Here is a 15,032-nt window from a genome sequence, read left to right as displayed (position 1 = left end):
CGACCGGCCCCGATTGGTCGCCTCGCGCGTCAAGTGCGCGCGACCCGAGCCACGCTCAGTCGCAGAGCGTCACGGCCAAGCCATTCGAGAAGGCGAAGCCGCCCGCGAACTGTCCGTCGAGAATGCCGACCTGGGCGAAGGCCTGCTGGCCGACCAGGGCGGGGTTGTCGGGCAGGGAGATGACCCCCGCGCCGGCGCCGAAGAAGGTCGAGACGGGGATCGTCGTGGCCGGATTGGTGTAGTCGATCAGGACCGTGCCGTCACCGAAGGGCAGGGAGGCCTGGTTCAGGGCGACGATCAACAGGCCGTTCGAGAAGCCGTTGAAGCCGTTGAAGCTCGCGATCCACTCGTTGCCGATCTCGGGGTCACTGCTGCTGAAGAGATTGCCGATGTTGGCGGCGGAGGCGCCGACGCCGAAGGCGTCGCTCTCGCAGATCGAGCCGCCGGTGCCCGGGCCGGTCCCGAGGCAACCGAGCTGGTTCGAGAAGGCGACGATCCCGGGGATCGTGGCGCTCGGGTTGAACTTGTTCGCCGAGGTCAGGAACGCGTTCATCGTGAAGCCCGTGCAGGAGCAGTGGTTGGCGCTCCAGTTGTGACCGAGCTCGTGGGCCGAGAGATCCGTCTTCGAGGCGAAGGAACCGCAGCAGTCGGACTGCACCAGGCCGTAGCCAAAGCTGCCGCACAGGCCGCTCAGGTAGGCGATGCCGATCGTCGAGCTGGTCAGGTTCTTGCCCGTGAACAGGTGGGCGACGTCCCGTTGGATGCTCTGCTGCTGGCTCTGCCAGTGGCTGCGGAACTGGCTCAGGAAGGTGCTCGGGCTGCTCGTCGTGTAGGGATCGTTCGACGTCGTCCGCACGATGATGGTCGTGATCGCGTGGGTAATGCCGACCTCACTCTCGTACTGGGCGTTCATCGAGTTGATCACCGACTCGATCTGGTTCTGGGTGGCGTTGGTCGAGCCGTAGTCCTGGAAGTACTCGAAGTCCGTGTCGACCCCGAGCTCAGCCACCTTGAAGCCGCCCATGGCGGGCAGCAGCGGCGAGCCGCCGATGGTCTGGCTCTGACCCTTCGCAGCACCGCCAAAGGGCGGTTGGGCCAGGGGATGGCGGTGCGGCTCGTCGGGTCCGACGCCGCAGACGTGTCCGTCCTGGCCCACCACGTCGGCGTCGCGGTAGAGGGCGTAGTCGAAGTAGCTCGCCCCGGCCACGCGGCCCTCGAGGGGCTCGAGCCACAGGCTCTCGCCGCCCGGAAGCAGGATCCGCGCGTGCATGCCGTCCTCGAGCCAGCTCGCCGCGACCTGGACACCCGGCATGGTCGGGGCCTCACCGCGGTAGGTCACCGGCGCCTGGCTGGCCACGTCGACGTACTCGCCGCCGGCGCGCTGCTCGATCAGGCGGAAGCCGTCGGCGCGGACCGAGTGCGGGTAGAGCTCGAGCAGTTGGTCGGCGCCCTCGTACTCGAACTGGACTCGGGTCGGACCTCCGGGCGTGCCGGCGAGGCTGACTTGGACCAGGGCGGCCTGGCGCAGCCCGAGCGAATCGCTGACCGCCTGGGCCGAGAGCGAACCATCGGCGAAGGGCGTGGAGGACTGGGCGAGCGCCGGAACGGCCACGGAGGTGGCCAGCAGCGACGCGAAGAGCGTGCTTCGAATCATCGAGAAGGTGGGGTCGGGGGATGCGCGCCCGATGGAGTCGGGTCGCGGTTCGCGAGACGGGGAGGCAAGCCTCGTGTCCGGGAGCGGGGGGTCGCCGGAGCCCGCCGAAGTCGAGCAGCCGAGCGATTCCCGAGGGGAAGGGACGCACGGCTCAGGGAGTCAGGCCCTGCGATTCAGACACGCCGGTGTGACTCTCGGTTCCAACGGCGAACGGTCGCCGACTCAGCTCGGGTCGGTGATTCCCACCCATTGGTCGTCGCGGTGAGGCTGGATGGCCCGCTCCAGCGTGGCCGCGAACAACCTGCCCCGCACGACAACGCCCTCGATCCACGGTTTCGGCGCCGCAGCGTCGCGTTCACGAGTGCCGGCGCGCCCTTCGAACGGCGGGCCCAGCGAAGTCACGGGACCCTGACATCCGCTGAGTGAGCCGCGTCTGATCTGTGCACACGCGCCAGTTCTCGGGCGAGCGGGCTGCGCGGGGCCGATCGATCACCCTCGGGTCGCAGCCGACGAGGGCCGTGCCGTGCACCCTTGCGCCGCCTCGATCTGCTTCTGCGCGCAAGACGCGCCTGGGCGATCCCGGATCGCAATGTCCGGTTGCGAGGCCGAGTTCCGTGAGCGCTCAACGCTTCTTGCTCTTGGATCTGCCGCCTGGCGCAGCGTTGCCTCGCACCGACGCCCCGCGTCGCCTGTTCAGGATCCGGCGGCGGACGACACGGTCCATCTCGGCCACCGTGACGCCGTCGAGCCGCGCGAGCAGGGCGCGCTCGGCCTCATCGGACAACTCGTTCACGTACTCGCCGACGATCTCGGCGATGCCGTCGCAGGTGCTTGCGGGATGCCGCGCGAGCAGGCCCTCCTGTCCGTTGACGGCGTCGTAGGCCTCGCGGAGGCGAATCTTCCCCGGTGGCCGCGCGAGGACGCTACCCCCTCCCGCGCCGGAGCGGGTCTCGATCAGCCCCCTCGATTGAGCTTGGCGAGCACGCGACGCAGAACCACCGGACTCGTGCCGTGCGTCCGCGCGAGGACCTCCGACGTGAGTGGCTCGCCGCACGGCGACCGTTCCCTGTGCTCGCGCACGGGATGCTCACCCCTCTCGGCCTTCCCGTTCCCCGCCGCCGACCAACCATGACCGCAGCCACCGAGCGGCGTGCCAACGTCCTGCTTCGAATCTCCGCTGTCCTGTGGGTCATCTGGGGGCTCGTGCACCTGCTGGCGGGGGTGATGACCGTGAAGGGTGTCGTCACCGGCCGCACCGCCGAGGCCTTCCACGCCATCACGTCGAAGGTCGAACTCTCGACCCTCGAGCTCGACTATCCGGATGCTGTCGGGGCCGTGCTCTGCCAGCACGGGTTCAACCTGGGTTGGGCCGGCCTGGTGACGTTCGTGTGCGCGCTTCTCGTCTGGCGCGCGAACCGCAGCGCCGTCTACCTGGCCTGCTTGGTGGGCGGGCTCTTCGACCTGGGCGACTTCGTGTTCATCGACCTCGGTGGCTTCGCGCCGCCAAGGGCTCAATAATGCGCCCTAAGGACACGCGAGCCATCCAAGAGACCACTTTTGCACCCACGCTTCCAAAAACTGCGCCCCGGGCGCCAAAAGTGTCGATTCTGAGCTACAAGCTCTCCCTGAGAACCCAATGGCTCAAAATCGCGCCCCCCAACCCGCTGCCGCCATCGCCGAGCTCGGCCACCGCCTGGCTGCCCTGCGCTTGGCTCGCAACCTCACCCAGGCGGCCCTGGCCGAGGCGGCGGGCGTCTCCCTGGCCACGGTCAAGCGCCTCGAGGCGGGGCGCTCGACCCAGCTCACCAACCTGATCCGCATCCTCGACGCACTCGGCCTCGGCGAGGGCCTGGCCGACCTCGCGCCGGCGGTCGAGGACCGCCCCCTCGATCGACTCCAGCGCGAGGGCCGCCGTCGCCGGCGGGCGAGCGGGCCGCGCGCGGGCAGCGGCGACGAGCCCTGGCGCTGGGGCGACGAGGAACCCGCAGACGGGGAGTCCTCCGAGGGATGACCACGGCCGCCGTCGAGTTGTGGGGCAGCCGCATCGGCGCGGTGTCGTGGGACGCCGAGCGGTCGGTCGGGCGCTTCGAGTACGACCCCGACTTCGCCCGCAGCGGGATCGAGGTCGCGCCGCTGACCATGCCCCTGGGCCGCGACCTGTTCAGCTTCCCCGGGCTCGGGCGCGAGTGCTTCCACGGCCTGCCCGGCCTCTTGGCCGACTCCCTGCCCGACCGCTTCGGCAACGCGCTGATCGACGCCTGGCTGGCGGCGAAGGGCCGCGACCAGGCGTCCTTCGATCCGGTCCAACGCCTGTGCTACGTCGGCGCGCGCGGGATGGGAGCCCTGGAGTTCGCACCGGCGATCCTCGAGCCGCGGCGGCGGACGACCGCCCTCGACGTCGCTGCCCTGGTCGACCTGGCCAGCGCCGTGGTGTCCGACCGCGCGCGCTTCGCCGCCTCCTTCGCGGACGCCGAGCGCACCGACGCCGTGCACGACCTCTTGCGCGTCGGCACCTCCGCCGGCGGCGCGCGGGCCAAGGCCGTGATCGCCTGGAACCCGGACACGAACGAGGTTCGCTCGGGCCAACTCGATGCGCCGGAGGGCTTCTCCCACTGGCTGCTCAAGCTCGACGGCGTCGTCGGCGACACCGATCGGGAGATCGACGTGCCCCTCGGCTACGGCCGCATCGAATACGCCTACCACCGCATGGCCGTCGCGGCGGGTGTGCCCATGAGCGAGTGCCGCCTGTTGATCGAGGGCGGGCGCGCGCACTTCGCCACGCGCCGCTTCGATCGCACCGAGCGCGGCGCCAAGCTCCACATGCAGTCCCTGTGCGCCCTGGCCCACCTGGACTTCAACCTGCCTGGCGCCCACGCCTGGGAGCAGGCCTTCGACGTGGCGCGGCGGATCGGCCTGGGCGCCGCGGAGGTCGAGCAACTCTTGCGCCGCGCCGTGTTCAACGTCGTCGCGCGCAACCAGGACGACCACACCAAGAACGTCGCCTTCCTGATGGACCGCCGCGGACGCTGGAGCCTCGCCCCCGCCTTCGACGTGACCTACGCCTACAACCCGAACGGCACATGGACGGGCCGCCACCAGATGTCGCTCGCGGGAAAGCGGGACGACTTCACCCTCGCCGACCTGACCGCGGCCGAGCGCAGCGCCGGCCTGGTGCGAGGTCGCGCGCGGCGGATCCTCGACGCGACGATCGAGGCCGTGCGCGCCTGGCCCGAGCACGCGGCGACCGCGGGGGTTCCCGAGGACCGGGTGGCGGCGATCGGGGCCACCCATCGACTGCGATGGGCGGAGGGCTAGCCACCAGGATCCGCGCTGGCCGCCGCAGTGACCCCCTCGGGCAGGCTCGACGCGAACACCGCGACGAACGCCACTGGTCGCAGCCGTTGACGTCCGCGTGGGCACGCGCTCGGCGACCAAGCGAATCAGTCGCCTTGCACCACGAGATCGATGGCCCCCGTCTCCCCCGGCCTCGCCTGCACGTCGAACTCCGCGACGGCTGCACCGGCCGTGACCGTCAAGCGCAGCTCCCCCTCGGGCACGCCTGAGATGGCGCAGATTCCGTCGGCGCCGGTGACGTAGCCCTCGGGGCTCGAGTGCATGCCGTACCAATCGAAGGCCTCGAGGGCGTGGGTGCCGAAGGGCTCGAAGCGCGTCGAGATCGTCGCCGCGGGCACGGGCTCGAGCTCCGCGTCGAGGACGCGCACGGTGAGCGGCGAGCGTCGATAGAGCGTCAACTGCGCGACCTCGGGCTCGGGCGCGGCGGTCGCGCGCCACAGGGCCGGGACGAAGCGTGCGTCCTCGACGACGATGTGGGTCCGCCCCGCGCCGACGCCCTCGAGTCTCGCGAGACCGTCCAAGTCGCTCTGGACCGGCGGGCCCAGGCGATCGGTGCGGGTCTCCGTGAAGAACTGGACCTCGATTCCCTCGAGTGGCTCGCCGTCGACGCCAGTCAGGCGCACGGCGGCGGTGCAGTTCGACTGCAGCGGCACGACGAACGGGTCTTCGGAGGCCGTGTGCAGCGCTCGAGCGTCGGGCCCCGCCGGTGTCGCGAGGGCCGAGCCGCCCGCGGGGCCCACGACGTCGAGCACGAGGTCGTCCGGCACTTCGGCGCGGTAGACAGCGAGTCCGTTGACGTCGGTTTGGGCTTGGAACCAGGCACTGGTCGCCAAGGCGTCGCGTCCGACGACCCTGGCGCCGGCGACCGGTGCACCGCTCGCGTCGACCACGCGGATCCAGAAGGCCGCCGCAGACGCGGACAGGCTGACGTCGGCGTGGGGAGCGGCCTCCGAAAGGGGCGCCGCGGTCGAGTCGACGATCGAACCGGAGTCCTCGTCGACGAGGTCGACGCGCCAGTCGAGCAGCGGGAGGCCGGTGAACTCGACCGCGGTCGCGGATGCCGCGACGTGGCGCTGCAGGATCAAACCGAACCTCGACGTCGCGGCGCTCAACTCGCAGCGCCATCGGCCGCTCGACGTGCCCGCGGAGGGCAACGCGACCCCGATCGACCCCGGGCCATCCAGGGGGACCCGGATCTGGTCGTCGTCCCTGCGGACATCGAAGCTGATCCCCCTGGCGAGGTCTTCGCCGGGGACCTCGAGGGTTGCCTGGTAGCTGCCCAGGGCGACGTCGCCGAGTTCCACTCGCCCCGTGTCGTCGAGCAGGCGCTGCTCGACCACCGACGGTCCATCCGCGCGGAAAGACGCTCGGGGGATCGATCGGCCGAGCTCGGATTCGAAGACCAGGACGGCGCCGATGGCTGGCGCCAGGCGCACCTGCCCGAGGTCGAAGGGTGCAGCGCTGGACGCGACGACCCGGGTCGCCGACGAGTAGCCCGGCGCTTCGACCAGAACCGCCACGCCATCGGTGGAAGTCGGGCCGAAGTCGATCCGGAAGCGTCCGGTCGCGTCGACGGGGGCCGCTCGACCGGCGGGCACGCTGCGCTCGCCGACGAGCAGCGCGGGAACGACCCACGCCTCGTCGATCGGCACGCCGGTCTCCCGATCGACGACGGTGCCCGCAAGCGCCATGCGGTCGGCGAAGGCGAGGTCGGCGAAGCGGACCTCGCCGACGTTCGCGATCGTGGAGCGTCCGCCCGCCGGGGTGACGGCGGCGCACCAGAGCTCTCCGACGGGAGCCTCGGCGGCGTCGAAGGTCCCGTCGGGTCGGAGTTCGACGCGGTGTCGCACGGCCGGCCTGGCGTCGTGGCGGCCGACCAGCAGGTCGATGGCGGCCGGCAGCGGATCGAGACCCGTCACGCGACCGTGCAGGGGCGCGGCCGAGTCGAGCGAGAGCTGGTGGACCTGGGAGGCGCTGGCCGGGAGCTCGAGTCCGTCCAGGGTCGCGGCGGCGTAGCCCGCGGCGTGCACCGTCACGGTCAGGGGGACCGACTCCGGCAGGCCCCGGGCGACGTGCAACCGCGAGCCGTCGAGTTCGTCGAGCCAGGCCCGACGCTCCATCCGACCGCCGGCGCCTCGCCACTCGAAGCTGACGTCCCCGTCGAGCAGGGCCTCGCCCGTGGCCCGCGCGAGCACCTGGATCCACAACGGCCAGCCGAGGGTCGCCTCGAGCGTGATCGACCGTTGCGTGCCGGGCCTCACGTTCGTCAGTCGCGCCTCCGCGGGCTCGCACGTGTCGCCGTCGAGCCACACGCGGTAGGCGGCGCCCTCCCTGAATGGCACCTGGAAGGGCCCGAAGCTCGTGTCGGGACGCAGCGCGCAAGTCGTCAGCCGCTCCCAGCCCGCGCCCGTGTCGCAATCGACGACGACGGCGGGGGGAGTGGCGTACTCGCCGAGCCAGTCTTGCGAACCGGGGGCCAGCCCCTGGAGTTCGAAGGCGGCTTCCAGCGTGAGGGTGACCTGGTCCCCCGGCCGCACCGCGGTCCAACCGGAGAGGGACCCGCCGTGGACCGCGCGGACCAACACGAGGTCCGGCAGGCCCGAGTCGTCGAGCGGTGCCGCGGGCAGCTCGCAGTCGCCGGTCGGGCCGCTCTGCCCGAGCCAGTGGAACATGGACCGCGCGTGGACGAGGCGCGGCCGATCGGCGGTGCCGAGGGTCGTGATGGCGGGGAGTCGGACTTCGATTCGCGCGTCGGGGACGGGCTGCAGGCCGCCGTCGACGACCGTTGCGACGGCGGGCGGCGCTCGCTCGAGGGTCAGCTCACCGTCGAACAGGGGCGAGCTGTCCTGGTAGGGCGCGGTGCGGCCGGCGACTCGGGAGCCGGGCCGTGCAGCCCAGACCACGGACCCGAAGTAGGCCGACCCGTAGATCGGATTGCCGCTGGGAGCGTCGCACGAGCCGCCCTCGTCGGTCGTTCGAAGCTCCGTGGCCGACTCGAGGTCGGCTGTCGCGGGCAGAGCCGCGCCGGTCCCGAGCGCCCAGTGCTGCGGGTGCCACGGGGTGAAGCGCACGGTCGCGCCGTCGATGGGCGCGCCGTCCTCGTCGACCACTCGCAGGCCGGCCCCGACCGGATCGGACGCGATCGGCCTTCGCAGTTGGCCGTCGGCCTGGGGTTCGCTACCCGCGGCAATCGAGGTCGGATCCTGGGCGCCATGCGCGGCGGCATCGAGGGCCGGGCCGCTCGTCGATTCGGCATCGGGGGCGCCGTTCAGCTCGAACGCGACGCCATGACCAGCGTGGGAACCTTCGTTCGCCGTCGAAGCGAGCCACACGACCGCCACCAGGGCGATTAAGGCGAACAGAGTGGCACAGAAAGCTCTCAACGGACGTTCATCCCCGCGGTGTTGGACCTTGGCCTCGACCGAACGACCGCCTGCTCGCGCTGTGGCTCAAGCCGCTCGCGCGGTGCTTCAAGAACCGGGCGGGCTTCAAGAACCGGGCGGGCTTCAAGAACCGGGCGGAACCGGCGGCGTGATCGGCGGCACCTTGCTCACCACCAGAACGGGGCCGGAACCAGATCCGGCCCCAGCGCCGGATCCCGACCCAGAGCGACCCCCAGACCCACCTGCGCCCGGCGGAGCAATCGGCTGCACTTGACCGATGTCGCGATGGGGGCCGCCGATTGATTGCTGGGGGGGGGTGTGTCCGCTTCCCTGCGCCGAAGAGGAGGCCATCATGGATAGGGTGATCCCAAGCACCGCTAGCGCAACGATCCTAGACGAAGACATCGAACACCTCCTCGGCGATCGCTGACGCACCCCTTCGCAGCCTGTCGCTGAGAATGCGCGACGGTTCCGATGGGCTCCACTCGCCTCGGTCTCGGGCGTCTCGACGCCACTGAAGCTGCTGTCCGACTGCGTCCACGTCTGCGTCGCCTACCCCGCCAAGAACGGATAGGGCGCTCTCGGCCTCAACTTGGTCGCTCAACTTCACGGCTTGGAATAACCAACCCACGCAAGGAACCGACCTAGTCGCGTCGAACGACGTCGACGTCTTGTAGAGGTGGCAAGCAGCGAGGGTCGCTCCCGCATCGGCCGCAATTCCGGCCGCGAACTCTGCCGCGACCGAACCCATCCTCGTTTTCGGGGCTTCCGCCACGAGGTTCATGAGGATCCGAGTACTCGAGGTCTCGAAACCACTCAGCAGCAGGACGTCCGCCAAGTGATACCGGTTCCGCCCCGAGGGCACGAGGCGCACCGCTTGCGCCTGGAGCTCGGTGTAGGACTCGCCGGCTGAGGACGAGAAGCGTCGCAGGCACTGGGCCAACTCATCGGGGGCATGGGTCGAGAGTGCCTCGGCGCGCGCCTCCACTTGCGACCGGTCGAGGGTCGCCGCGCGGTCGCCGGGCACGGCGTAGACCCGCGCTGATTCGAAGGTGCCGTCCAGGAGCGCCGCCACCGTGCGGTCCGTGATCAAGCGCGCTACTTCGTGCCGATAGCCGTCGAGCAGCTCGCGCTCGGCCGAGCTGAACCTCCCCACGGTGCGATCGATTCCCGCACGGTCCGGACGATCGACGACCTTGTGGAGATCGTTTCGGCTCAAGCTGAACAACACCGACTCGCGCTGCTGGCCGATGTCGCCGAGCAGCTCGCGGAGTTCCGGGCTGATGCTGTGTTCGGGGGATGTCATCGCGATCGCCTACGGTGCGCCGTCGAAGGCGTCCTCCTGGGCCCACCACGGGCCGATAGTATCGTCTTGCACGTCGCGCCAGCTCGGGGCTCTGGGATCGATGCCCGCCGCTGCGTCCAAGGCACGCCGCGCGTTGTCGCGCAGTCGGTCTTCGGGCCCGAGCCCCATCTCGAGCGCCTCCGCGACCGAGCAGTGGTCGATGAACAGCGCGAAGAAGCTGCGTCGGCAGTCCTCGGGCAGGCGATTGAAGTTGAGCGAGACGAAGAGGCTGTTCTCGGGGATGACGAAGCAGGTCTTGGTGAAGAACTCGTAGTGGGCCAGATCCTCGGCGCAGGGGAGACCGTCACGCTGCGCCATCTCGTCGGCGTCCAGGCAGTCGCGCACCGCGTCGTCGATGCGCTCTTCGAACCAGGCGCGCATCGACTCCTCGGGCGGGGGATCGCCGCTGGTCTCCGCGGCGCCCAGCGCCACCAGCACGCACGCCTTGCGAAAGACGCGCTCGCTGTCGAGGATCTGGAAGCGCTCGCGCAGGCGTAGGGCCGTGCCCGCCTGGAGGTGAATCGAGTCGTGCTCGGCCAGCCGCTGCGCGACCTGCCCCGGCTCGCGCTGGGCCAGGGTCCAGATCCACGAGGCATCGGCGTTCGGCTTGAACGCGGACTCGAGCAGGCCCGAGCGATCGGCTGGACGGGGCGACGGCATGGCGAGGGGGGGCGGGCCTCAGGCTAGCGCGAGCGAGGCCTGGGCCGAATCTTCCGTGAGGTCGGAGTAGAGGGCTACGAAGTTGCAGATCGGCCGATTTGAGCTGCGCCATCCATCGCTGGAGGGCGACCACTTGGATCGCCGGCTCGGGCGAGCGGGAGGACTTCCGACCCGCGGCCCTCACCTGGATCCGCGGCCTGTGGGTGCATCGTGTCCGCTGGCGGTACCCGCTCGGGTCGCACGCCACGCCGACGACGGTTCCGTGCCTCTCTTGCACCCCTAGTGGGCGCTTCCCGGCCCCTACCGGCCCAACGGCGAACTGCTGAAGCCACCTCCTCGCGTGTGGGATTCCAATGGCGGACGCCACTCCCGAGGCGCTGACCGAATCAGCCGTACCCGCCGCGGGCAGGCAGGCCGTGGCCCTCGATCGCGTTCGACGGCGGCCCCGCTCGCAGGATCCCGGCGCTGCCCACGTCGGAGCCGAGGCCGCCCCATGCCACACGGGACGTAAGCCATCTGTCGAAGCTCTAGCGAGTGCCCTGGAGATTCACTTTCGGTGCTAGCTTTGCCTTCGCTTCCCCGTGACGACTCGACTCCCTCGTTCCGCTTCAGGAGACTCCACACGTGAATGTTTTCCCTCCCATCTTCCGGGTCACCGCCCCACTCCTCGCCTTCGGCTCCCTCGTCCTTCCGGCGTCAGCACAACGCCTCTTCGACGCTCCCCTTCGGCTCGAGGCCCTCGCTGCCGGCTTCTACGTCGACCACGCGGACTTCGACGGGGATGGCGACGAGGATCTGCTCGGTCAGTTCGTCGGCGACCTAACCTGGGCCGTGAACGACGGAGCCGCCGGTTTCACCACCGGACCCTCCCTCGACCTGCCCACCACCAACGTCTACTCGCCCAAGGTCTTCGCGGACTTCGACGGTGACGGGCGCCTGGACTTGGCCGTCGGGATCGGCGACTTCCAGAACCCCTCTGGGGTGATGGTCTACCTCGGCACACCCTCCGGCTACGGGCCCGGAACCTTCGTGGCGACCACCGGCTCGGTCGCCAACTTGGAAGCGCTCAATATCGACCTCGACCCCGAGCCCGAGTTGGCCTTCTTCGGTGGCCAGGCCTTCCCCACCTACGCGGTGGGCTGGATCGACGCGTCCGGTGGCACGCCCGTGCTTCTTGACGAAGCCACCGGCGACTACAGCTTCGGCGCGAACGACCACGCGATCCTCGACGTGAATGGCGACGGTCTGGCCGACCAGATCATGGCTTCCGAGAACCGCCTCGACGTCTTCTTCACCGCGCCGGGTGGGCTGCTCTCCTTCGGCTTCACGATCACGACGGCCCACTCTGCCGGCAGCTACCTGAACCTCGCCGCGGGCGACCTCGACGGGGATGGCGATCGCGACCTGCTGACCTGGGACGACCTGGGGGGCAACCAGACCCGCGTCATCGCCCTCGAGCAGACGCCCACGGGCCTGGTCGAACACCCCACGAGCGTCGTGCAGGACGGGGTTTCCTACCGCGGCTTCCTGGCCGACTGGGACGGGGACGGGGACCTCGACCTGTTCGCGAACGACATCGCCGCCATCAACGGCGTGAAGTTGCACCAACTCGAGAACGTGGGCGGCTTCAGCTTCCCCGTGAACCACACGGTCGCGGTGCCCTTCACCGGCAACGGCGCGGGCGTGGCCGACTTCGACGGGGACGGCTTGCTCGACTTCGGCGCGCCGGCCCACATGATCTTCGGCGACGGGACCTTCGGGACCCTCTACCCCGGCGGGCTGTCGGGCGGGCCGAGCATCGCTCCCGCGGTTCCGGTTCGCGATTGGGAGGGTGACGGCGACGTGGACGTGCCGCTCGGCTCGGCCTGGGGCGTCAACGACGGCGCCGGGCACATCACCTACGAGTCGGTCTTCCCGCCGCTGCCCGCCGACTACTTCTACTCGTCGATCAGCGCCGCCGGGGACTTCGACGGCAACGGCAGCCTCGACTACCTGGTGCGGGTCTTCGGGCCGAGCCCCCTGTTCCCCTTCAACGCCTTCGACAGCGCCCACCTGATGCTCGACGACGGACTCGGTGGCTTCACCGACCAAGGCAGCGCCCTGCCGAAGGGCGTCGACCTGGGCGCGTCCAACCTGACCCGCATCGTCGCCTTCGACGCCGATGGGGACGGCGACCTCGACCTCGTGGTCAACCAAGAGGTCTGGGCCCAGCTCCCCGATGGCACCTTCGGCCTCCCGACGCCGCTGGCGGTGACAGGCATTCCGACGGGCGCGTTCTTCTCTCCGAACTATCAGGTGCTCGATGTCGACCTCGATGGCCAGGACGAGCTGCTGATCGCTGGCACCAGCCCTTCCGGCCTGTGGCTCGTCGATCCCCAGCCTGGGCCGAGCCTCGTGACGACCCAGCTGTTCTCGGGCGCCAGCGTTGCTCTGCCGGTGTTGGCCGGCGACGTGGGAGGTAGCCCGGCGATCGACCTGGTGCTCGCCGAGAACTTCTCGACCTTCAACGGGCGCCTGGTCGTGCTGCCGGGCACGCCCTCGGGTTTCGGTGCGCCGGTGAACCTCGCTTTCGATCAGCGGGGCCTGCGCTACATCGCCCTCGATGACGTCGACGCCGACGGCCTCGGCGATCTGCTGGTGGGCGCGATCGACAGCGGGGGACGCCACTCGGTGCTGGTCTACCCCGGTCTACCCACGGCCTTCCAATTCGCCGACTCGATCGAGTACCTGAGCAACACCATCCACGGCTTCGCCGACATCGACGAGGACGGAGACGTGGATGGGCTCGGTTCGGCCTTGATCGCCTCGAGGCGCTTCAACGGGCCCGACGACGGCCAGCTCCAGCAGTACGGCGCCGGCACCCCGGGCAGCGGTGGGGCCGTGCCTGTACTAGGGGCGTCGGGTCCGGTGCGCGTGGGCTCGACCGAGGCGGCGTTGCACGTGCGCCGCGGCCCGGGGGCGACCATCGCCGCCCTCGCGGTCGGCACCGACCGCGCCGAGCTGGCGGGCTTCCCCCTGCCCGGCTTGACGTCGCTGGTGGATCCGATCGGACTGCTCGCGGTCGTCAACCTGAGCCTTGTCGGCTCCGGCCCGGGGCAGGGCCAGATCGACATCCCGGTGAACGTATCCCCCGCCCTGGCGGGACACACCTTCACGCACCAGTTCTTCCTGGTCGACCTCGCCGCGCCGGGGTTCGTGACCCAGACGAACGGGCTCGAGATCCACTACGGGTTCTGAGCGGCACGCGCTCGAATCGTTCGATTCGGGCGTAGCCATCGTTAGTGCCGTCCGTCCATCTGTGGGCGGACGGCGCTGTCGTGTGTGCGGACCCAACGAAGAACCTTGATGACGATCCAGATCGGACAGATCGAAGCGCTCTACCGCTACCCCGTGAAGTCCATGGGCGGGGAGCAACTCGACACTGCGAGCCTGGGCTGGCATGGGATCGAGGGTGACCGGCGGCTCGCGCTTCGGCGTGTGGACGAGCGTGGGGGGAATCCTTGGTTGAGTGCGGGCAGGCTCCCCGAACTCATCTCGTTCGCCCCCGTTCGAAGGGATGCCGAGCCCGACGGCCTACCGACCCACGTCCGCACCCCCGACGGCGAAGAGCTCCCCCTGTTCAGCGACGCCCTGGCCGAGGAGATCGCGCGCCGCCACGGGGCCCCCGTGCAGATGATGCAGCTCCAGCACGGCATCTTCGACGAGGCGAGCATCTCGGTCATCGCCGCGTCCACCGTCGGGGAGATCGGACGGCTGGCCGGCATCAGCGCGGACGTGCGTCGCTTTCGTCCGAACATCCTGGTGCGCACGACGGGCGAGCTGCCCTTCGAGGAGGATCAGTGGATCGGCGGCGTGCTCGGCTTCGGCGAGACGGACGACGCGCCCGCCGTCTCGGTCACCCTGCGCGACCTGCGCTGCGCGATGGTCAACCTCGACCCCGACGGGGCGGGTTCCGCGCCCCAGGTGATGAAGGCCTGTGTTCGCGCCAACGAGAACTGCGCGGGCGTCTATGGCACGGTTACCCGCGTCGGACAGTTGGCCGTCGGACAGGCCATCGTGCTGCAGCGCTGATTCTCTGATCGAATCGGTTCTCGGACCTCGGGCACGCGACCCTTCGCCCGCACGAACGCCGCCGATGATCGCGGGGATCGGAGGATCACGCTTGTGCGGCTCTCGTCCAGCGTCCATAGACGTGGGCGAGCATTCCCGGACACAGGGCGACCAGACCGGCTTCGATCGGCGATGCCCTGGTGTGCCTGTTGGCGGTTCCCGCCAGGAGCCGACATCAGGTCGCCGTCAGCGGAGCGCTCGTGACCGCCTCTTGCTGCCCTGAGCGCCTCCAACGCTCGGGCAAGGATCCGGCGAGTTCCCTTCATCACCTACTACGGTTTGAAGCGGGATCCAAGGCGCACAGGGCCCGGACCGCCGCCGGCCGGTCGAGCTCCCGTGCAACCACCTCCCCCACTTCTCCTCCGGACCGCCCGCACGCCTGACCGTGGGCCAACTCGGCGCTCGAGCCTTGGGCTGAGCCTTGGACCGGCAACGGCACACCGCAGCAGTGGCGCACTTCGAGGCTCGGGTGAAGCGCGAAGTCGGCGAGGACCTGCTCCAGCCGTCTCTGCACCGAACACGGGCG

General features: G+C 70.1%; 10 protein-coding genes. 5 read left to right on the top strand and 5 right to left on the bottom strand.

The window, feature by feature from the left end:
• Positions 1-55: 55 nt before the first annotated feature.
• Both Pla133_RS01660 and Pla133_RS01655 read right to left on the bottom strand, forming a co-directional pair.
• Complete coding sequence (locus Pla133_RS01660) at positions 56-1,654, bottom strand: M12 family metallo-peptidase (protein WP_145061733.1); 1,599 nt, start codon at positions 1,652-1,654, stop codon at positions 56-58.
• Positions 1,655-2,276: 622 nt separating this feature from the next.
• The gene (locus Pla133_RS01655; RefSeq protein WP_145061731.1) at positions 2,277-2,708 is read right to left on the bottom strand and encodes an Rrf2 family transcriptional regulator; all 432 of its coding nucleotides are present in this window, start codon (positions 2,706-2,708) and stop codon (positions 2,277-2,279) included.
• A gap of 74 nt (positions 2,709-2,782) precedes the next feature.
• Between Pla133_RS01655 and Pla133_RS01650 the strand changes: the two genes are divergently transcribed.
• The 3 genes from Pla133_RS01650 (at position 2,783) to Pla133_RS01640 (ending at position 4,969) form a co-directional block, all read left to right on the top strand.
• Positions 2,783-3,172: a hypothetical protein gene (locus Pla133_RS01650; protein WP_145061729.1), complete on the top strand. Its 390-nt coding sequence runs from the start codon at positions 2,783-2,785 to the stop codon at positions 3,170-3,172.
• 118 nt (positions 3,173-3,290) lie between these two features.
• Positions 3,291-3,665 carry a helix-turn-helix transcriptional regulator gene (locus Pla133_RS01645; protein WP_145061727.1) on the top strand — a complete coding sequence of 125 codons (375 nt, stop codon included), beginning with the start codon at positions 3,291-3,293 and terminating at the stop codon, positions 3,663-3,665.
• Positions 3,662-4,969 carry a type II toxin-antitoxin system HipA family toxin gene (locus Pla133_RS01640; protein ID WP_145061725.1) on the top strand — a complete coding sequence of 436 codons (1,308 nt, stop codon included), beginning with the start codon at positions 3,662-3,664 and terminating at the stop codon, positions 4,967-4,969. The genes Pla133_RS01645 and Pla133_RS01640 overlap by 4 nt, the downstream gene beginning before the upstream one ends.
• A gap of 125 nt (positions 4,970-5,094) precedes the next feature.
• On the opposite strand, the gene Pla133_RS01635 is transcribed toward Pla133_RS01640, so the two are convergent.
• From Pla133_RS01635 to Pla133_RS01625, 3 genes are all read right to left on the bottom strand, one after another.
• On the bottom strand, positions 5,095-8,391 hold the full coding sequence (locus tag Pla133_RS01635) for a hypothetical protein (protein ID WP_145061722.1): 3,297 nt from the start codon (positions 8,389-8,391) through the stop codon (positions 5,095-5,097).
• 391 nt (positions 8,392-8,782) lie between these two features.
• Positions 8,783-9,697: a hypothetical protein gene (locus Pla133_RS01630; protein ID WP_145061720.1), complete on the bottom strand. Its 915-nt coding sequence runs from the start codon at positions 9,695-9,697 to the stop codon at positions 8,783-8,785.
• A 9-nt stretch (positions 9,698-9,706) separates the two neighbouring features.
• Entirely contained in the window at positions 9,707-10,396 is a 690-nt protein-coding gene (locus Pla133_RS01625; protein WP_145061718.1) for a hypothetical protein, read from the bottom strand.
• Between the two features lie 624 nt (positions 10,397-11,020).
• Between Pla133_RS01625 and Pla133_RS01620 the strand changes: the two genes are divergently transcribed.
• Positions 11,021-13,633 (top strand): FG-GAP repeat domain-containing protein, encoded by a 2,613-nt coding sequence (locus Pla133_RS01620; protein WP_145061716.1) that lies wholly within the window; start codon positions 11,021-11,023, stop codon positions 13,631-13,633.
• A 108-nt stretch (positions 13,634-13,741) separates the two neighbouring features.
• Positions 13,742-14,467, top strand: coding sequence for an MOSC domain-containing protein (locus Pla133_RS01615; RefSeq protein WP_145061714.1), 726 nt, complete (start codon positions 13,742-13,744; stop codon positions 14,465-14,467).
• Positions 14,468-15,032: the final 565 nt, after the last annotated feature.

The sequence above is a fragment of the Engelhardtia mirabilis genome (genome assembly GCF_007748095.1).
Classification (GTDB): Bacteria; Planctomycetota; UBA1135; order UBA1135.
Note: the sequence above shows the minus strand (reverse complement) of the source record. Positions and strands in the feature narration are given on the sequence as shown.

Bases quoted from the DNA above. Each gene is read 5' to 3' on its own strand.
- Pla133_RS01640 (WP_145061725.1), top strand. From the start codon at position 3,662: ATGACCACGGCCGCCGTCGAGTTGTGGGGCAGCCGCATCGGCGCGGTG.
- Pla133_RS01645 (WP_145061727.1), top strand. From the start codon at position 3,291: ATGGCTCAAAATCGCGCCCCCCAACCCGCTGCCGCCATCGCCGAGCTC.
- Pla133_RS01660 (WP_145061733.1), bottom strand. From the start codon at position 1,654: ATGATTCGAAGCACGCTCTTCGCGTCGCTGCTGGCCACCTCCGTGGCC.
- Pla133_RS01615 (WP_145061714.1), top strand. From the start codon at position 13,742: ATGACGATCCAGATCGGACAGATCGAAGCGCTCTACCGCTACCCCGTG.
- Pla133_RS01630 (WP_145061720.1), bottom strand. From the start codon at position 9,697: ATGACATCCCCCGAACACAGCATCAGCCCGGAACTCCGCGAGCTGCTC.
- Pla133_RS01625 (WP_145061718.1), bottom strand. From the start codon at position 10,396: ATGCCGTCGCCCCGTCCAGCCGATCGCTCGGGCCTGCTCGAGTCCGCG.
- Pla133_RS01650 (WP_145061729.1), top strand. From the start codon at position 2,783: ATGACCGCAGCCACCGAGCGGCGTGCCAACGTCCTGCTTCGAATCTCC.